General features: G+C 64.7%; 17 protein-coding genes. 12 read left to right on the top strand and 5 right to left on the bottom strand.

The genetic code is table 11. The features are described 5' to 3' along the window. The first annotated feature begins 72 nt into the window (after window positions 1-72). Entirely contained in the window at window positions 73-579 is a 507-nt protein-coding gene (locus tag ACZI8R_RS10655; protein ID WP_463379566.1) for a WKL family lipoprotein, read from the top strand. 90 nt (window positions 580-669) lie between these two features. Here the strand turns inward: ACZI8R_RS10655 and ACZI8R_RS10660 are convergent, their stop codons facing one another. Next, window positions 670-1,407 carry a sensor domain-containing protein gene (locus ACZI8R_RS10660; RefSeq protein WP_463379567.1) on the bottom strand — a complete coding sequence of 246 codons (738 nt, stop codon included), beginning with the start codon at window positions 1,405-1,407 and terminating at the stop codon, window positions 670-672. Beyond that, window positions 1,404-2,393, bottom strand: a complete 990-nt coding sequence (locus ACZI8R_RS10665; protein ID WP_463379568.1) for a hypothetical protein — start codon at window positions 2,391-2,393, stop codon at window positions 1,404-1,406. Before ACZI8R_RS10665 ends, ACZI8R_RS10660 begins: the two co-directional genes overlap by 4 nt. A 66-nt stretch (window positions 2,394-2,459) precedes the next feature. Between ACZI8R_RS10665 and lspA the strand changes: the two genes are divergently transcribed. From lspA to dnaE, 5 genes are all read left to right on the top strand, one after another. Further along, the gene (gene lspA, locus ACZI8R_RS10670; RefSeq protein ID WP_463379569.1) at window positions 2,460-3,059 is read left to right on the top strand and encodes a signal peptidase II; all 600 of its coding nucleotides are present in this window, start codon (window positions 2,460-2,462) and stop codon (window positions 3,057-3,059) included. 17 nt (window positions 3,060-3,076) lie between these two features. After that, window positions 3,077-3,985, top strand: coding sequence for an RluA family pseudouridine synthase (locus tag ACZI8R_RS10675; protein WP_463379686.1), 909 nt, complete (start codon window positions 3,077-3,079; stop codon window positions 3,983-3,985). Window positions 3,986-4,004: 19 nt separating this feature from the next. After that, window positions 4,005-4,637, top strand: a complete 633-nt coding sequence (locus ACZI8R_RS10680) for a hypothetical protein (RefSeq protein ID WP_463379570.1) — start codon at window positions 4,005-4,007, stop codon at window positions 4,635-4,637. Further along, window positions 4,637-5,554, top strand: a complete 918-nt coding sequence (gene rarD, locus ACZI8R_RS10685; protein ID WP_463379571.1) for an EamA family transporter RarD — start codon at window positions 4,637-4,639, stop codon at window positions 5,552-5,554. Before ACZI8R_RS10680 ends, rarD begins: the two co-directional genes overlap by 1 nt. Window positions 5,555-5,685: 131 nt before the next feature. Next, entirely contained in the window at window positions 5,686-9,222 is a 3,537-nt protein-coding gene (dnaE, locus tag ACZI8R_RS10690) for a DNA polymerase III subunit alpha (RefSeq protein WP_463379572.1), read from the top strand. Window positions 9,223-9,246: 24 nt separating this feature from the next. Here dnaE and ACZI8R_RS10695 read toward each other — a convergent pair whose 3' ends face one another. Continuing rightward, window positions 9,247-9,477, bottom strand: coding sequence for a hypothetical protein (locus tag ACZI8R_RS10695; RefSeq protein WP_463379573.1), 231 nt, complete (start codon window positions 9,475-9,477; stop codon window positions 9,247-9,249). A gap of 120 nt (window positions 9,478-9,597) precedes the next feature. Here ACZI8R_RS10695 and ACZI8R_RS10700 point away from each other — a divergent pair, with 120 nt between their 5' ends. The 3 genes from ACZI8R_RS10700 (at window position 9,598) to ilvA (ending at window position 13,299) form a co-directional block, all read left to right on the top strand. Continuing rightward, window positions 9,598-10,038 carry a nitroreductase family deazaflavin-dependent oxidoreductase gene (locus tag ACZI8R_RS10700; RefSeq protein WP_463379574.1) on the top strand — a complete coding sequence of 147 codons (441 nt, stop codon included), beginning with the start codon at window positions 9,598-9,600 and terminating at the stop codon, window positions 10,036-10,038. Between the two features lie 71 nt (window positions 10,039-10,109). Beyond that, window positions 10,110-11,885 (top strand): pyruvate dehydrogenase, encoded by a 1,776-nt coding sequence (locus tag ACZI8R_RS10705; RefSeq protein WP_463379575.1) that lies wholly within the window; start codon window positions 10,110-10,112, stop codon window positions 11,883-11,885. A gap of 43 nt (window positions 11,886-11,928) precedes the next feature. Then, on the top strand, window positions 11,929-13,299 hold the full coding sequence (ilvA, locus tag ACZI8R_RS10710) for a threonine ammonia-lyase IlvA (RefSeq protein ID WP_463379576.1): 1,371 nt from the start codon (window positions 11,929-11,931) through the stop codon (window positions 13,297-13,299). On the opposite strand, the gene ACZI8R_RS10715 is transcribed toward ilvA, so the two are convergent. After that, a complete protein-coding gene (locus ACZI8R_RS10715; RefSeq protein WP_463379577.1) occupies window positions 13,296-13,841 on the bottom strand; it encodes a TetR/AcrR family transcriptional regulator in 546 nt (181 codons plus the stop codon). The two genes, ilvA and ACZI8R_RS10715, sit on opposite strands and share 4 nt — an antisense overlap. Window positions 13,842-13,966: 125 nt before the next feature. Here ACZI8R_RS10715 and ACZI8R_RS10720 point away from each other — a divergent pair, with 125 nt between their 5' ends. Next, a complete protein-coding gene (locus tag ACZI8R_RS10720; protein ID WP_463379578.1) occupies window positions 13,967-15,484 on the top strand; it encodes an MFS transporter in 1,518 nt (505 codons plus the stop codon). A 24-nt stretch (window positions 15,485-15,508) separates the two neighbouring features. Here ACZI8R_RS10720 and treZ read toward each other — a convergent pair whose 3' ends face one another. Further along, a complete protein-coding gene (gene treZ / locus ACZI8R_RS10725) occupies window positions 15,509-17,269 on the bottom strand; it encodes a malto-oligosyltrehalose trehalohydrolase (protein ID WP_463379579.1) in 1,761 nt (586 codons plus the stop codon). A gap of 111 nt (window positions 17,270-17,380) precedes the next feature. Between treZ and ACZI8R_RS10730 the strand changes: the two genes are divergently transcribed. Both ACZI8R_RS10730 and ACZI8R_RS10735 read left to right on the top strand, forming a co-directional pair. Beyond that, window positions 17,381-18,022 carry a TetR/AcrR family transcriptional regulator gene (locus ACZI8R_RS10730; protein WP_463379580.1) on the top strand — a complete coding sequence of 214 codons (642 nt, stop codon included), beginning with the start codon at window positions 17,381-17,383 and terminating at the stop codon, window positions 18,020-18,022. Window positions 18,023-18,105: 83 nt separating this feature from the next. Further along, complete coding sequence (locus ACZI8R_RS10735; RefSeq protein ID WP_463379581.1) at window positions 18,106-18,456, top strand: PLD nuclease N-terminal domain-containing protein; 351 nt, start codon at window positions 18,106-18,108, stop codon at window positions 18,454-18,456. The last annotated feature ends 31 nt before the right edge of the window (window positions 18,457-18,487 follow it).

Raw genomic sequence — 18,487 nt, forward strand, 5'->3', positions numbered from 1 at the left:
AGCAGTATCTCGATGATTGGATCTCGGGGGAAATACGGACCCCGAGAAAACTCGACAACGAAGGACACTGAGTTGAAGCTTCGCAAGATGACGGTCGCCGGAATCGCGATCGCCGCCGCACTGACCATGTCCGCCTGTTCGGATGACTCCGGCAGCTCGGCGGACGAATCCACTTCGAGCTCGGCGGCTGCCACCACCACAGAAGAGGCCGCAGCCGAGGTGCCCACCGCTGCCGAGCTGAACCAGCTCCTGGTCAAGGGTCTCGACCCGGCCACTCCTCTCGAGGAGAAGACCAACATGGTCGAGGGCTCCGAGCAGGATCCCGAGCTCATCAACCAGGTCGCCGCCGCTGCTCAGCAGTTCGGCGCTCAGGTCGAGGTTCTCGACCCGGTCGTCGACAACGGCGATGGAACCGCCTCCGGCCAGCTCCAGCTGACCGTCAACGGTGAGGTCCAGCAGGGTGGCCTCGCTGCCATCTTCATCCCGTCCGAGGACGGCTCGTGGAAGCTGTCGAAGACCACCGCATGCCAGATCGTGGGCATGGCGCAGCTGCAGTCCCCGGCGTGCCCCGCGGCCTGATAGCGACGTCGACTCCCTGAGGGGAGCCACACGCAGAAGTGCCGGCATCCACCATCGGGTGGGTGCCGGCACTTTCGTGTATCGGTGCTGTCAGACGGCCAGTTTCTGAACGGCGGTGTTCGTCATGTCGGTGAAGACCGTCGGGTCGATCTCGGTCTGGCCCGCTGCGGCGAGCTGAACGATGTTGTTGCCCACGACGGCGACCACGACATCGGAGGTGAGCGTGAAGCCCTCGCTCGACGTCACCAACCGAAAGGCGACCGATGCATCGCCCACACCCTCGTGCTCGCGGGCGCCGAGACGATAGGTGATGTCGATACCGTCCACGTCCGTTCCGGTGTACTCACCGCACCCGGCGAGCGTGTCCTGAACGGTCTCGAAGGCACGCGAAGTGGCCTCGTGGTCGGGATACGAGGCGATGTCCTCGTCGATACTCGAGAAATTCGGACCGGTGAACGTGCCGTCGGCTGTACCGACGGTGCCCTCCGTTTGCTGGGCGATCGGGGAGAGTACCGCCGCGCATGCCTGCGGATTCGTGCCCGACTTGTCGGTCTCCGACGTGTCTTCTGCCGGGGGCAATCCCAGATCCTGCTCCGGGTCGGGTGCCGGGACGAACCCGACGGGTAGATCCGCGGCCGTCAGGAGGAGTGGCTCGAGACCCTCGTTGCCCGGACCGGGCGCTGCCGCATCGTTCGGGGGCGCCGTCACGGCCGGGCCGAGAGCGTCCATTTCCGGTGCATCGTCCCGTCCGGTGGAAGACGAGCATCCGACGAGACCGGTAATCAGTGCGGTGCAGACGACGGCGCCTGCGCGACGCGGGAATGTCATGGCGTCCCCCAAGCGACGTTGTTGGTGATCGACTGCATCAAGCGGGTGGTCCCATCGGGATCGCTGTAGTGCTGCTCGCCGCCCACGGAGACCGCGCCTTGAACGGGCAGTGGCTTGTCCAAGTCCACCACCATGTTGCCGGTTCCGGACATCGTGTACTCGTCGATGTTGAGCGAGCCGGCATCACCGTCGAGCATCCACACATCGGACTGGGGCTTCTGATCGACGGTGACGTCGATGGTCAGACGATTTCCTTCGCGGGCGGTGAGTGTCGCGGTAGTGGTCTGATCGAGGGCGATGCCGCTCGTCACCTGCTGTCGCACCGTCCACTGGGCCCCGACCCCGATGGGTGTGTCCGGGAAGGGCAAGGAGCGGTACACGGCCTGATAGAAGGCTTGCTCGATCGCGGAGCGGGCAACGTCCGGAGCGTCGGCGGCAGGCTGCAGTCGCAAGGCCGTGACAGCTCCGTTGGGCGAAACGGTCAGGTCGACTCCGGAACCCTCGCTGTGCGAGAGGGCGCCGTCGAGAGTGCCGTCGGGCGTGGCGGCGTCGCCGAGAGTGAGTTCGACAGTTCGTGCGTCGGAATTCCCTTCCTCCGGGGCCGAGCCGCCTTCCTTGTCCGAGCCGTCGGCGTCCGCCACCCGGACGGCCAGCGGGAGGGTCAACTCGGGAGAGGAGAAGTCCTGCGGAGGCTGGCCGTCGATCTGCTGAGACACCTGGGAGCTGGTGGTCAGGACCGAGTCCTGGGTCGTGTCGGTGGGCGGCTGATGTCGAACGACTTCACGAGGTTCCGCTCCTTCCGAGACGACATCCACCTGGGCCGCCGAGATGGGGACGGTCACTTCGGAGGGGGCGGCGTCCGAAGCCGGCGCGGCCGGCTCGGCGGCATCGCCGTCGCTTCCGCACGCGGTGATCATGGTTGCAAGGGACAGCGTCATCGCAACCAGGCATGATCCGGTACGCGACGCTTTCGACTTCAGTGGCACGGCACCAGGCTAGTAGCCAAGGGTCCGCGTGAGCCCGAGGATCGGCGCGTAAGGGATGATGGACGGGTGAGTCACGACCCTGCTTCCGACAACCGGACCGCCGAGGAGCCTCCCGTTTCGAACGGCGCACGGCCCAGCGAACCACCCACCGACGCCGACGACACACCTGCGAAGACTCGACATCAGCGGCTACCGCTCCTGATCGTCGTCGCCGCCGCGATCCTCGCGCTGGATCTGATCACCAAGATCGTGGCCGTCGCGAACATTCGACCGGGCGAGCCGGTGTGGTTGATCGGCGACATCGTGTCGTTGCGTCTGGTCCGCAATCCCGGTGCTGCTTTCTCGATGGCCACCGGCATGACCTGGGTGTTGACGCTGGTAGCGGTCATCGTGGTCGTGTGTGTGGTGCGGATGGGGCGTACGTTGCATTCGTCCTGGTGGGCGCTCGGTCTCGGTCTGGTGCTGGGCGGCGCCCTCGGAAATCTGGTCGACCGGTTCTTCCGGGCGCCAGGGTTCATGCAGGGGCACGTGGTCGACTTCGTGTCGGTGGGGTGGTGGCCCGTGTTCAATGTGGCGGACTCCGCCATCGTGTGTGCCGCAATTCTGCTCGTGGCGCTGACACTGTTCGGAATCGAGCCACGAGGAACCGAGAAGGGAGAGAAGTGACGAGAGAAACCCGGTCCATGCCGGTACCCGACGGCCTCGAAGCCATGCGGGTGGATGCCGGGCTGGCGCGCCTTCTCGGTCTGTCGCGGACGGCAGTGGCGCAACTCACAGAAGAGGGTTCGGTTCTGGTCGACGGCACGGCGGTCGGGAAGTCCGATCGACTGTCGGCCGGTTCGTGGCTGGAGGTACAGCTGCCCGAGCCGCCGCGGCCGCTGACGATCGAAGCTCAGCCCGTCGAGGGCATGGAGATTCTCTACGCGGACGACGACGTGGTTGCGGTCGACAAGCCGGTCGGTGTGGCGGCGCACGCGAGCGTCGGCTGGACGGGACCGACAGTGATCGGTGGACTCGCGGCTGCAGGATTCCGCATTTCGACCTCGGGATCGCACGAGCGCCAGGGAATCGTTCACCGGCTCGACGTGGGCACGTCCGGCGTGATGGTCGTGGCCACTTCCGAGCGGGCCTACACCCTCCTCAAGCGAGCTTTCAAACAACGCACCATCGACAAGCGCTACCACGCCCTGGTCCAGGGCCATCCGGACCCGAGCAGCGGAACCATCGACGCCCCGATCGGCCGTCACCGCAGCAACGACTGGAAGTTCACGGTCACGGCGGACGGTAAGCCGAGCGTGACGCACTACGACACAGTCGAGGCGTTCCAGGCGGCCAGCCTGCTGGACATCCACCTCGAGACGGGACGGACCCACCAGATCCGGGTGCATTTCGCGGCGCTGCGCCATCCGTGCTGTGGCGATCTGACATACGGGGCGGATCCACGCCTGGCAGAGCGTCTCGGGTTGGAGCGGCAGTGGCTACATGCGCGATCGCTCGGATTCGCACACCCGTCGGACGGCCGTTGGGTCGAGATCACGAGCAAGTACCCGAAGGACCTCGAGGACGCGCTCGAAGTCCTGCGGGCCACCTGAGGTGCGCCGGGCGGGGCAGGTGATTCTCGCGCTCGGGCTGCTCGGTGCGGTTCTCTTCGCCGTAGGTACAGCCAATCCTCCGACTCCGCGGCCGATCACCACGGACGGTCTGGGCCCGGACAGCGGTGAGCTCGTCTCGGACTACGCGAGTCGTGGCCGGGAGAGCCTCGCTGTACTCGACGACTCGGGTCTGCATTGGGGACTGGTGTCGTTCGACCGGGCTGTCGGAGTCGAGCGTATCCAAGCGGTCGCGGACACCGCCCGCGTCTCTCAGGTCGTTTTCCAAGTGCCGATCGACCGCGTGCAGACGCCGGCGGTGCCGGTCGCGGTAGGTGCTTCGGATGCCGCTCTCGCGCGTGCCGGAGCCCTCGCTGCAGGTCGCCTGCAGCAGACTGCCCCACCCGACGGCCGGGCGGCAGAAATCGCCCGAATCACGTCCGAGCGGTTGGCAGCCGGGTGCGAGTGTGTCGTTGCCGCTCTGGTGCGCGCCGATGCGGAGACGCTGCACGCCCTGGCCCGCGAGCCGGACGTGCGCGTCGTCGAAGCGCTCGGGACGGATTCCCCGTATGGGCAGTTCGCCGTGCGACCCCTGCTGCCCGAGTACGTGGACGTGGTGCGGCCCGGCCCCGACGACGGCCCGGTGCCCGAGTGATGAAGGCTGTCAGGTCCGTCGGGTTCGCCGATGCGGGAATTCTGTTCGGTATCGGTGCGTACGCGATGTGGGGTGCGTTTCCGGCGTTCTTCGGTCTGCTCGAACCTGCGGGCGCCGTCGAGATTCTGGCGCACCGGGTGGTGTGGACGCTCCTGATCATGCTCGTCGTTCTCGCGGTGATGGGCCGGTTGGGGTCACTGCGGGGGCTCGGACTCAGAACGTGGGCCCTCGTCGCGGGAGCGTCGGCCGCCATCTCGATCAACTGGGGGACCTACATATACGGGGTCGTGTCCGGACGGGTGGTCGAGACTGCCCTCGGCTATTTCATCAATCCGCTCGTCAGTGTGATGCTGGGTGTCGTTCTGTTCCGCGAGCGATTGCGACCGGCTCAGATCGGCGCTCTGGTTCTCGCCGCCGTTGCGGTCGTCGTGATCACCGTCGACTACGGCCACCCACCCTTCATCGCATTGACGCTCGCGTTCTCGTTCGCCACCTACGGGTTGATCAAGAAGGTGGTTCCGCTCGATCCGCGGACGAGCCTCACGGCCGAAGGCGTCATCGCTGCACCGTTCTCGTTCGGATATCTCGGCTTTCTCACCGTGACAGGCGCTTCGACCTTCGTCGGTCACGGCGTGGGACACACTGCATTGATGGTCTCGGCCGGAGTGGTCACCGCCGCCCCGCTCCTTCTCTTCGGTGCGGCTGCGCAGCGAGTGCCGCTCAGCACGATGGGGATGTTGCAGTACCTGACACCCGCTCTCCAGATGGCCTGGGGCGTAGCCGTTCTGCACGAGGACATGCCGGCTTCGCGGTGGATCGGATTCGTTCTGATCTGGGCGGCACTCGTCGTGTTCACGACCGACACGTTGATACGAGCCAGACATGCGCGAAGACGCGAGACGACGGTGCAGAAGTGACGGCTGTGACAGTCGTTTCGTGAAGTCCGTGGCCCACCGCTCGACATGCCCGACACCGCCTGCAGATGGTCCGATGCTGTCGGTCCGAGGGCCTACACTCGGGATGTTCCCAGACCTTCAGAGAGGCGCACGTGGCTGACTCGTTCGTACATCTGCACAACCACACCGAGTACTCGATGCTCGACGGTGCCGCGAAGGTCGGGCCGTTGTTCGACGAGGCAGCCCGGCAGGATATGTCGGCGGTGGGTATGACCGACCACGGCAACATGTACGGCGCGAGCGAGTTCTACAACGTCGCGAAGGACAAGGGCATCAAGCCCATCATCGGGATTGAGGCGTACGTCGCGCCGGAGTCGCGATTCAACACCAAGCGTGTGTTGTGGGGAGAGCGCAGCCAGAAGTCGGACGACGTGTCGGGCAGCGGCGCGTACACGCACATGACGATGTTCGCGGAGAACGCGACCGGAGTTCGTAACCTCTTCAAGCTGTCCTCGCTCGCATCCATCGAGGGGCAGCTCGGCAAATGGGCCCGCATGGACGAGGAACTCATCGCCGAACACCACGAGGGCATCATCGCCACGACGGGCTGCCCGTCCGGCGAGATCCAGACCCGGTTGCGGCTCGGCCACGAACGTGAGGCGCTCGAGGCGGCCGCGAAGTGGCAGGAGATCTGGGGCAAGGAGAACTTCTTCCTCGAGCTCATGGATCACGGGCTGTCCATCGAGACGCGGGTGCGCGAGGGTCTACTGAAGATCAGCAAGACCCTCGACATTCCGCCACTCGCCACCAACGACTGCCATTACGTCACGAAGGAAGCGGCCGAGAACCACGAGGCGCTGCTGTGCATCCAGACCGGTAAGACGCTGTCGGACCCGACTCGATTCAAATTCGGTGGTGACGGCTACTACCTGAAGTCGGCTGCCGAGATGCGGGCGATCTGGGACGACGAGGTGCCCGGGGCATGTGACAACACGCTGCTCATCGCCGAGCGCGTGCAGTCCTACGAGGACGTGTGGACGCACCGGGACCGGATGCCCATCTTCCCTGTCCCGGAAGGGGAGACGCAGGGGAGCTGGCTTCGTAAAGAGGTGCAGCGAGGCCTCGACTGGCGATTCCCGGCCGGTCCTCCGCAGGAGTACCTCTCGCGGGCCGATTACGAGATCGGCGTCATTCTCGAGATGGGGTTCCCCGCTTACTTCCTGGTGGTCGGTGACCTGATCAACCACGCGCGTGAGGTCGGTATCCGCGTCGGTCCGGGCCGTGGTTCGGCCGCAGGGTCGCTCGTTGCCTACGCGATGGGTATCACCAACATCGATCCGCTTCCGCACGGTCTGCTCTTCGAGCGATTCCTCAACCCAGAACGTGTGTCGATGCCCGATATCGATATCGACTTCGATGATCGCCGTCGCGGCGAGATGGTGCGCTACGCGACGGACAAGTGGGGCAGCGATCGCGTTGCCCAGGTCATCACCTTCGGCACCATCAAGACCAAGGCTGCGATCAAGGACTCCGCACGTGTGCAGTTCGGGCAGCCGGGCTTCGCAATCGCGGATCAGATCACCAAGGCGTTGCCGCCGCCGGTCATGGCCAAGGACATCTCGGTCGCCGGCATCACCGACCCGACTCACGAGCGCTACAAGGAAGCGGTAGAGGTTCGTACCCTCATCGATTCCAACCCGGACGTCGCGAAGATCTACCAGACCGCCAAGGGACTCGAAGGGCTGATCCGCAACGCGGGTGTGCACGCCTGCGCGGTGATCATGTCCTCGGAACCGTTGATGGACGCGATTCCGTTGTGGAAGCGCAACCAGGACGGCGCCATCATCACCGGGTGGGACTACCCCTCGTGTGAGGCCATCGGTCTGTTGAAGATGGACTTCCTCGGTCTGCGAAATCTCACCGTCATCGGCGACGCGATCGACAACATCAAGTCGAATCGAGGCATCGAACTCGACCTCGACACACTTCCTCTCGACGACCCGGCGACGTACGAGTTGCTCTCGCGCGGAGACACTCTGGGTGTGTTCCAGCTCGACGGCAGCGCCATGCGCGACCTGTTGCGCCGTATGCAACCGACAGGGTTCGAGGACATCGTCGCTGTGCTCGCGCTCTATCGGCCCGGCCCGATGGGCATGAACGCGCACAACGACTACGCAGATCGCAAGAACGGCCGGCAGGAAGTAACGCCGATCCATCCCGAGTTGGCGGAGCCTCTCAAGGAGATCCTCGGCGATACCTACGGCCTGATCGTCTACCAGGAGCAGATCATGCAGATCGCTCAGAAGGTGGCCGGTTACTCGCTCGGACGTGCAGACATCCTGCGTCGTGCCATGGGTAAGAAGAAGGCCGAGGTGCTCGCGGCCGAGTTCGAGGGTTTCGAGAAAGGTATGCAGGACAACGGCTTCTCGAAGGCGGCGATCAAGGCCCTGTGGGACACGATTCTCCCGTTCGCCGGCTATGCCTTCAACAAGTCGCACGCCGCCGGTTACGGGCTGGTGTCCTTCTGGACCGGTTACCTCAAGGCCAATTACCCGGGTGAGTACATGGCCGGTCTGCTCACGTCCGTCGGTGACGACAAGGACAAAGCGGCGATCTATCTTGCCGACTGCCGCAAGATGGGCATCACCGTGCTTCCGCCGGATGTCAACGAATCCGAGGTCAACTTCGCGTCCGTGGGCGAGGACATCCGATTCGGCATGGGTGCGGTCCGTAACGTGGGCGCCAACGTGGTCAATTCGATCATCAAGGCGCGCAACGAGAAATCGAAGTTCGTCGACTTCTCCGACTATCTGAACAAGATCGACGCGGCGGCCTGTTCCAAGAAGGTCACCGAGTCACTGATCAAAGCCGGGGGATTCGATTCTCTGGACCATCCACGCAAGGGCCTGCTGCTCGTGCACGCGGACGCGATCGATGCGGTGATGGGTACCAAGAAGGCCGAGGCGATCGGTCAATTCGACCTGTTCGGTGGCGACGACGCGGACGAGTCGATCTCGTCGGTGTTCAACGTGAAGATTCCCGACGAAGAGTGGGATTCGAAACACAAGCTGGCTCTCGAACGCGAGATGCTCGGGTTGTACGTATCGGGCCACCCGCTCAACGGCATCGAGCACGTGCTGTCGGCGCAATCCGACATGGCCATCCCGACGATCCTCGAAGGTGACGTCAAGGACGGCACGCAGGTGACCGTCGGCGGCATTTTGGCCTCGGTCAACCGGCGTATCAACAAGAACGGCCTGACCTGGGCTTCGGCGCAGCTGGAAGATCTTGCCGGTGGTATCGAGGTGCTGTTCTTCCCGCAGGCGTACGCGGCGTACGGCATGGACGTCAACGAGGACACGGTTGTTCTCGTGAAGGCGCGCGTGTCGATCCGCGACGATCGGATCTCGCTGATCGCCAACGATCTTGCTGTCCCGGATCTGTCCGCGGTGGGCGTCGCCAAGCCGCTGTCGGTGAGTCTGCCGACCCGGCTGTGCACACCGGACAAGGTGGGAGCGCTCAAGCAGGTTCTGACCCGACATCCGGGGACATCCGATGTTCATCTGCGTCTGATCAGTGGATCCCGAATCACGTTGCTGAAGGTGGACGACGTCTACAGGGTGGAACCGTCGTCCGCGTTGATGGGTGATCTCAAGGCGCTGCTGGGTCCGGGCTGCCTGGCCGTGTAGGCGCCGGCGTTCTTCCGTGAGCAGTCAGCGCGGCCGTGAGAGGTGAGCGCGGCGTGCCCACCATACGACGACCGCCGCGCTCGTAGCGGCAAGCACTGCCGGCTCGAAAGACCTGAGCACAGCGAGACATCCGACGAGAACGAGGACGCCTACGACCATCGCCTCGAGTTTGTACAGCGGCCATCGTGTACCCGCAATGTCCACGCCGGGGGTGTATGTGTCCTGCCCGGCGCGTCCGTAGTGGGTGGTGGCCATGGTTTCAGGGTAGGCGGATCGCAGAGTTCGGGCCAGCGAAAACTCCAGGCCGATCCAGTGTGGACGCAGGATCAGATCGTTTCGGTGGCTGATGATGCAGTTCGGGTGTTACATGGAGACATGCCACTTTCAGGTGAATTCGAACCGAGCACATCCAAATGGGCCGCAGATCAGGCCGAACTGATCGAGAATTCCGGAGGCGCAGAGGGTACGAGCCTTCAGGGGATGCCCGTCGTACTCCTCACGACCAAAGGTGCCAAAACCGGAAAGATTCGGAAGACACCGCTGATGCGCGTGGAGCACGACGGAAAGTACGCAGTCGTGGCCTCTCTGGGCGGCGCGCCCAAGAATCCGGTCTGGTACTACAACGTCAAGAAGCACCCCCAGGTGGAGTTGCGTGACGGCACCGAGAACCAGGACATGGTCGCCCGAGAGATCACCGGTGACGAGAAGGCGACGTGGTGGGAACGAGCTGTCGCCGCATTTCCGCCGTATTCGGAGTACCAGGAGAAGACGGATCGAGAGATTCCCGTCTTCGTCCTCGAACCTGCGTCGGAGTAGGGGAGAGCCGGTTCGGTAGTTCGTACTCGACAGTTCGTACTCGGGAAGTATTCGACCCCTACGGAGGTACCGTGAGCGACAGCACTGTGGCCGATCAGATTGTTCGACAATTGATCGATGCCGGTGTGCAGAGGATCTACGGCATCGTCGGAGACAGTCTCAACCCGATAGTCGACGCCGTACGGCGTGCGGGGAATGCCGAATCCGGTGGTATCGATTGGGTTCACGTACGCCACGAGGAAGGTGCCGCCTTCGCCGCTGCTGCCGAGGCGCAGGTCACCGGGAAGCTTGCGGTGTGTGCGGGTTCCTGCGGTCCGGGCAACCTCCACCTCATCAATGGTCTGTACGACGCCGATCGCTCGGGTGCGCCCGTACTGGCCATCGCCGCCCAGATTCCGAGCGAGCAGATCGGTCTCGAGTACTTCCAGGAAACCCACCCGGACCGGTTGTTCGTCGAGTGTTCTCGGTACAACGAACTGATCTCCACTCCGGCCCAGTCGCCGCGGGTGGTGGGTTCGGCGATGACCCACGCGGTCGCCGGGCCGGGCGTTTCGGTGATCACGCTTCCCGGTGACATCGCAGCGCTCCCCGCCGAGGGGACTCCGCCGAAAGTCCCCGCGACCGGCCGACCGCGCCTGGTGCCTGCCGACGACGACGTCGCTGCTCTCGCTGCGGCGCTCGACTCCGCGCAGAAGGTCGCGATCTTCGCGGGTGCGGGAGTCCGCGATGCGCGCGACGAGGTTCTCGAACTCGCGGACGTGCTGGGAGCGCCGGTCGGTCACTCCTTGCGGGGCAAGGAGTGGATTCAGTACGACAATCCGTTCGATGTCGGAATGACGGGGCTGCTCGGGTACGGGGCGGCCCACGACGGCATGCACGGTGCGGATCTACTTCTGTTGTTGGGCACCGATTTTCCGTACGACCAGTTCTTGCCGGACGGCGTGGTCACGGCTCAGGTGGACAGCAACGCCCAGCATCTTGGTCGACGGACAGCGGTGAGCGTCGCCGTTCACGGAGACGTCGCGAGCACCGTTCGTGCTGTGCTGGGGACCGTGAAACGCAAGACCGATCGTTCGTTTCTCGAGGGGATGCTGGAGCGGCACGACACCCTCATGTCGAAGGTCGTCGGTGCGTACACGAAGCCGGCGGGGCAGCGGACGCCGATTCATCCCGAATACGCCGCTTCGATACTCGACGACGTGGCTGCCGACGACGCGATCGTCACTGCGGACACCGGAATGTGCAACGTCTGGGCAGCGCGCTACGTCAATCCCAACGGTCGTCGCCGCTTCCTGACGTCCGCGCTGCACGGAAGCATGGCCAATGCGCTACCCCACGCGATCGGAGCGCAGTTCGCGGCGCCCGGCCGTCAGGTGATCTCGATGTCGGGCGACGGCGGTTTGTCGATGCTCCTCGGCGAGCTGGTGACCGTGTCGATGTATCGCCTTCCCGTGAAGATCGTGCTCTTCGACAACTCGACGCTGGGCATGGTGAAGCTCGAGATGCTGGTGGACGGGCTTCCCGACTTCGGGGTCGACGTTCCCGAGGTGGATTACGCCGCGGTAGCCGCGGCTCTCGGCATCTTCTCCACGCGAATCGAGGATCCGTCGAAACTCGAATCCGGACTGAAGGAGGCATTGGCTCACGACGGGCCGGCGCTCGTGGACATCGTGACCGACCCGCTCGCGTTGTCGTTGCCGCCGTCCATCACGGGGCAGCAGGTGGGCGGGTTCGCCCTGGCGATGTCGAAGATCGTGATGAACGGCGGGGTCGGTGAGGCCGTGAAGATGGCGAAGACGAACATCAAGAACATGCCCCGACCGTCCCAGTTCGGTGGTCTCGGCTGAACCCGCGTGTTCGGGGCCGTGCGCTGAGTGGAATCATGGGTAGGTGTCCACCTCGCCCGATACCGCAGAGCCCGACCACACAGACCAGACCGATGTTTCCGCCGTGATCGACGCGCGCGAGATCGATGCTGCAGCGGATCGAATTTCCGAGGTCATTTCCGCGACGCCGCTGCAGTTGAGCGAGCGACTCTCCGTGGCTACCGGCGCGAGGGTCTATCTCAAACGTGAAGACCAGCAGGTGGTGCGGAGCTACAAGCTGCGCGGCGCCTACAACCTGATGGCTCAGCTGACGGACGACGAGCGCAGTGCGGGTGTCGTCACGGCGAGCGCCGGCAACCATGCTCAGGGCGTCGCCTTCGCCTGCGCCGCAATGAAGATTCACGGCCGGATTTATGTGCCGGCGAAGACTCCCAAGCAGAAGCGGGACCGCATCCGGGTTCACGGCGGCGAGTTCGTCGAGCTGATCGTGACGGGTGAGACCTTCGACGCCGCGGCTGCGGCAGCGAAGGAAGACGTCGTCCGGACGGGCGCCACGATGGTGCCGCCTTTCGACGACGCGCGGACCGCGGCAGGGCAGGGAACCATCGCGGTGGAAGTGCTCGAACAATTGGGGGAGGCGCCCGACTACGTCGTCGTTCCGGTCGGCGGCGGCGGGTGCATCGCCGGGATTGCCACGTACATGCACGAGCGTTCTCCGGAGACGGCAATCGTCGGCGTGGAGCCTTCGGGGGCCGCCTCGCTGACCGCGGCTCTCGTGGCCGGCGGACCGGTGACACTCGAGGACATCGACCCGTTCGTGGACGGCGCGTCGGTTCAGCGGATCGGTGACCTCCCGTACGCGGTCGTGTCGCAGCTGGGCGCGGCGGTGATCTCGCATTCGTCGCTGCCGCTGATCGCGGCACCTGCGTCCGTGCGCAGGCCGGGGGAGTCGTTCACCGTGACCCAGGTCGACGAGGGCGCGATCTGTACCGCGATGCTCGATCTTTACCAGAACGAGGGCGTCATCGCCGAGCCTGCCGGCGCGTTGTCGGTCGCCGTGCTCGAGAAGATGGCGATCGAACCGGGTTCGACTGTGGTGTGCCTGATTTCGGGCGGAAACAACGACGTGTCCCGATACGGCGAGATCCTCGAGCGCTCGCTCGTCCACCTCGGTCTCAAGCACTACTTCCTCGTCGATTTCCCGCAGGAGCCGGGCGCCCTTCGTCGGTTCCTCGACGAGGTCCTCGGGCCGGACGACGACATCACGTTGTTCGAGTACGTCAAGCGCAACAACCGTGAGACAGGTGCGGCACTTGTCGGTATCGAGCTGGGTGCCGCAGACGGATTGTCCGCGCTGCTCGAGCGGATGGAAAGTTCACGTATGCAGGTGGAGCGACTGGAGCCCGGAAGTCCCGCTTACCGGTATCTGACCTAGCCCCTGGCGCCCAGGCCGTCCGAGGACAGCAGCCGCGCCACCACTCGGTCGTAGAGGTCGGGGTCGGGCAGGGGGAGGTCGAGCAGCGCGGACAAGTAGATGCCATCCCCGACGAGGCGCACGATCTCGGCCTGGACGGGGTCTTCGATTTCGGCTCGTAGTCCCTCGTCCCAGGCCCGCATCACTTCGGTGACCGCACGCTGGATGTCGTCTCGTTTTCCGTCGACGCTGCGCAGGGCCGCGATCGTGGAACGGTACAGCGCAAGTTCTTCGGCCGTGCTCGTATCCGGCATCTGGAGATACCACTCGGTCAAGGACGTACCACCGGCCGCAGCATCGGCTACCTGAGCGTCCGCGCGCTCGCCGAGTCGGTGGACCATTCCGATGAGTAGGGCTTCCTTGCTGGGGAAATGGTAGAGAAGCCCGCCTTTGGACACCCCGGCCTCGGCGGCAACCCCTTCGAGGGTCACTTGCGCAAGTCCGGTGTCGAGCAGGAGCTTCTCCAGGGCGTCGAGGAGTCGGTCACGTGTGTCGGCGGCCATGCGGTGACTGTACTCGGGAATGAACTGTACCGGCTGGACGGTTCACTGTTAGTGTGTGTACCGGCCGGACGGTTCAAAGAGTCCGCCGTGTCGAGTTTTCCGTCGAATCGAAAGTCGAAGTAGCCATGTCCGTGATCGTGCAGCCCACCTCGGCACCGACCGCCCGTGCGAGCGCCAGGGATTGGGCGGGCCTCGTGATTCTTGCGTTCGCCGTGCTGCTCATCGCGGTGGACGGCACAGTGCTCGATCTCGCGCTCCCGTTCATCAGTTCCGATCTCGAACCCAGTAGCAATCAGCTCCTGTGGATCATCGACGTCTACTCGTTCGTACTCGCCGGCTTGCTCATCACGATGGGAACGTTGGGCGATCGAGTCGGCAGGCGCCGGTTGCTGATGATCGGCGCTGCCGGATTCGGTCTGGCCTCCGTGCTCGCCGCGTGGGCGCCCACCCCGGAACTGTTGATCGCAGCCCGTGTTCTGCAGGCGCTGTCGGGTGCGACGCTCATGCCCGCCACCCTCGGGCTGATCCGCACGATGTTCGCCGACCCGCGTCAGAGAACCCTGGCGATCGGAGTCTGGGGCGCGATGGCCGGTGGAGGCACGGCGGCGGGCCCATTGATCGGTGGGTGGCTCCTCGAACACTTCTGGTGGGGATCGGTCTTTCTCGTCAACCTGCCGGTGCTCGCCGTTCTCCTGCTGGCGGGCCCTATCCTCATCCCGGAGTCCAAAGACCCTGCGCCGGGCCGATTCGACCTACCGAGCATGGTCCTGTCCATGCTGACGATGCTTCCGCTCGTCTATGCGGTGAAGGAGATGGTGGTGCACGGGGTCGATGCGACGCTGTCGGTGACGGCGGCTGTCGGTGTCATCTCGGGTATTGCTTTCGTGCGTCGTCAGCGCAGCATGGAGAACCCGATGATCGATCTTGGTCTGTTCGGTAAGCGCACGTTCTCGACCGCGGTCATCGCGAACCTTCTGTCGATCTTTGCGCTGTCAGGGCTGCTGTTCTTCGGATCGCAGTACCTTCAGTTGGTGCTCGGCTACTCGGCGCTCGACGCCGGCCTGCTGATGCTGCCGGGCATGGTGATGAGCGCAGTGACCGCCCTTGCGGCTGCCTGGCTGGTCCGCTGGTGGTCTGTCGGATCCGTGCTCGGAGCCGGCATCGGTACGGCCGCCGTCGGTGCGGCGGTCATGGGTGGTCTCGGTACGGATTCGGGTCCTGGCCTGTTCGTGTTCGGATTCTTCCTCGCGGGTGCTGGAATCGGATTCGCGCTCACGTTGACGTCCGACCTCGTGGTGAGCTCGGTGGAACCAGAGCGTGCGGGCGCTGCATCGGCGGTGTCCGAGACTGCGTACGAACTGGGTGTTGCCTTGGGCGTAGCCGTGCTGGGAAGTGTGGTGATGGCAGTGTTCCGGGGTGGTGTCGACACGTCGATGCTGGGCGCCGATGGCGCCGAGGCAGCGAACGGAACGCTCGGCGGCGCCATGGCGGAGGCCAAGTCGCTGTCGGAGCCGGCGGCCGCGATGCTGCGCGAATCAGCAGGAGCGGCATTCGTCGACGGCATGCACGTCGCGTCCGGGGCAGTCGCCCTGGTCCTGTTCGGCACAGCCGTTCTCGTATTCCGGCTCCTCCGTCGCCCGTGAGTGGTCGACGAGTCCCTGGACTCGCTAACCGCGCACGGGGGTGGCGTCGAGAACGACGAAGGAATGAGGCGGGATCGATGTCGCCGATCCCGTCTCGTCCTGTGTCGGTGCAACCCACCACAGCAGTGGTGAACCGCCGACAGGAACTGTCACCGTCTCGGCGGCGAGGTTGCACGCGATTCGCAACTCGCCACGATGGAGCACTATCCACCGCGACTCCTCGTCGTAATCGATTACGAGGTGTTCGAGCCACGGGTCGGTGAGTTCGGAACGCGCGCGGCGCAGGGCGATCAGCGACCGGTAGCAGTCGAGCAGTCGGGTGTGATCCGGAGACGCCAACTCGGACCAGTCGAGTTTGGAGCGTTCGAAGGTCTCCGGATCCTGGGGGTCGGGCACGTCGTCGCGGTCCCAGCCGTGCTCGGCGAACTCTTCCCGCCTGCCGGTCGCGGTTGCGGATGCCAGCTCGGGCTCGGGGTGTGAGGTGAAGAACTGGAACGGGGTGCCGGCTCCCCACTCCTCGCCCATGAACAGCATCGGAGTGAACGGAGAGCACAGCACCAAGGCGGCCTTTACCGCCAGCTGGCCATCGGTGAGGTACGTGCCCGGGCGATCGCCGATCGCGCGATTGCCGATCTGGTCGTGCGTGCACGTGTACGCGACGAGCGAACTCGCCGGAGTGCGACGCGTATCGATCGGGCGGCCGTGCAGGCGCCCGCGGAACGTCGAGAAGGTGCCGGTATGGAAGAAGCCTTGCCGGTAGGTGTCGGCCAGACACTGCAGTGATCCGAAATCTCCGTAATAGCCCTGACGCTCACCCGACACCGCCGCATGCACGGCGTGATGAACGTCGTCGTCCCACTGGGCGTCCAGCCCGTAGCCGCCCGACGATCTGGGCGTGATCAGCTTCGGGTCGTTGAGATCGCTCTCCGCGATCAGGGTCAACGGCCGTCGCAGGTGCGCGGCAAGACGTCGGGTCTCCGTTGCGAGATCTTCGAGTAGGTGAGTGGCCGTGTTGTCCGTGAGAGCGTGCACGGCATCGAGCCGGAGCGCGTCGATGTGGAATTCGGCGAACCAGCGGAGTGCATTGTCGATGATGTAGCTGCGAACCTGGTCGCTCGACGGGCCGTCGAGGTTGAGGTTTCGACCCCACGTGTTCGCCGCTTCGGACAGGTAAGGACCGAAGCGGCCGAGGTAGTTACCCGACGGGCCGAGGTGGTTGTAGACGACATCCAGGACGACGGCCAGGCCGCGCGCATGGCAGGCGTCGACGAGGCGGGCGAGACCGTCGGGGCCACCGTAGGTTTCGTGAACGGCGTACCAGAGCACGCCGTCGTAGCCCCAGTTGTGGGTTCCGTTGAATCCGTTGACGGGCATCAGTTCGACGAAGTCGACACCGAGTGCCGCGAGGTGATCGAGCTTCTCGATCGCCGCATCGAACGTGCCGTCGGGTGTGAACGTACCGACGTGGAGTTCGTAGACCACGCAGCCGGCGAGTTGTCGGCCGGTCCAGCGGGAGTCGGTCCAGGTGGAGGGATCGACACGATGCAACTGCGAAGGCGCATGTACGCCGTCGGGCTGCCGCGGCGAGCGCGGGTCGGGAAGGACCAGCGGGTCACCGTCGGCCGTCCGGGCGTCGTCGATGACGAATCCGTAGCGGGCATCGGGTGCTGCGTCGATTCCGGCATGCCACCAGCCGTCGTTCGTCGCCGCCATGTCGTGGAGGGTGCGGTCGACCTGTACGTGGACGGTGGTGGCGAGCGGGGCCCAGACCTCGAAGGTGTGCACAGTTCCAGAATGCCCCCTCGGGTCGTACGTCGCAGCCGATCGCTGCGGCCGAAACACCCCGGGTGAATCGAATGCCGTATAGATGTATCGAATATCGCTATAGTGCATCGAATGAGCAAGAACGCCGAACAACCTGGCCCTACGAGGGCATACAGCTCTCCGCTGCGTGTGGATGCCGCCCGCCGCACCAGGAATGCGATCCGAAACGCGGCTGCGGATCTTTTCCGTGAACGGGGATACGTGGGGACCACCGTGCGGCATATCGCGGAGCGTGCAGACGTGGCGGTGCGGACCGTGTCCGCAGTGTTCCCCGGTGGAAAATCGGAACTCTTCCACGAGGTGTTGGGCGCCGCCGGCGCGCTGCCGGAGATCGTGTTGGACGGTCCGCGGGATCCGAACACCGACGACGCCACCGTCGTCCTCGACCATCTGGTGTGGCAGGCCACGGAGATTCACGAGAACACCGGACGTCTCGTACTCGCCGCCGTGGAGTCTTCCGGCGCGGACGAGGAGATGGCTCGATTCTCCGCCGAGCACGCGAGCGAAACAGCGTCGAACGCCATGACGATCGCCGAGGGGCTGGCGGCGAGCGACTTGCTGCGCTGGGACGTCACCGTTCAACACGCTGCCGACGTTCTGTACACGGTGGTGTCGCCACAGGTGCACGATCTGCTCCGTCGTCAATGCAACTGGGACACGGTGGCATACCGAAACTGGGTGAAAGCGACCATTCGGTCGAGTCTGCTCGAATAGGTCGCTCGGGCCTGTGGTTCTATAGTCCGAACCTGCCGTCGGGGTACAGGAGCAGGCGAGTAGTCACCGAGGGGAAATCGCCAGTGCCGTACTTTCTGTTCGGACTCGTCACCATGCTGTTGTGGGTGTTCTGCATCGTGGATGTGGTCACCCGTGACGAGCGCGAGATCCAGCATCTACCCAAGATGGGCTGGCTCGTGGTGGTGATCATCCTGCCGACGCTGGGCTCCTTGCTGTGGTTGTTCGTCGGACGCGGTCAGGGTTTCGGTGCGCAGGCTCCGGTGGCGCGCAGCGGATACGGCGAGTACGAGCGGCCCGGCCGACACGTGGCCCAGAATCCCGAGGACGACGAGGAGTTCCTTCGTCGCTGCAGAGAGCGCGCCGAGGAACAGCGGCGCGTCGGCCGCAAACAACGAGAGCAGGACGACACCTGACCGCCCCGACCAATGTCACACCGGTTCGCGC

It is taken from the genome of Rhodococcus huquni (assembly GCF_055231055.1).

Bases quoted from the DNA above. Each gene is read 5' to 3' on its own strand.
- ACZI8R_RS10730 (WP_463379580.1), top strand. From the start codon at position 17,381: ATGAGCAAGAACGCCGAACAACCTGGCCCTACGAGGGCATACAGCTCT.
- ACZI8R_RS10720 (WP_463379578.1), top strand. From the start codon at position 13,967: ATGTCCGTGATCGTGCAGCCCACCTCGGCACCGACCGCCCGTGCGAGC.
- ACZI8R_RS10695 (WP_463379573.1), bottom strand. From the start codon at position 9,477: ATGGCCACCACCCACTACGGACGCGCCGGGCAGGACACATACACCCCC.
- ACZI8R_RS10700 (WP_463379574.1), top strand. From the start codon at position 9,598: ATGCCACTTTCAGGTGAATTCGAACCGAGCACATCCAAATGGGCCGCA.
- ACZI8R_RS10675 (WP_463379686.1), top strand. From the start codon at position 3,077: ATGCCGGTACCCGACGGCCTCGAAGCCATGCGGGTGGATGCCGGGCTG.
- ACZI8R_RS10660 (WP_463379567.1), bottom strand. From the start codon at position 1,407: ATGACATTCCCGCGTCGCGCAGGCGCCGTCGTCTGCACCGCACTGATT.
- ACZI8R_RS10715 (WP_463379577.1), bottom strand. From the start codon at position 13,841: ATGGCCGCCGACACACGTGACCGACTCCTCGACGCCCTGGAGAAGCTC.
- rarD (WP_463379571.1), top strand. From the start codon at position 4,637: ATGAAGGCTGTCAGGTCCGTCGGGTTCGCCGATGCGGGAATTCTGTTC.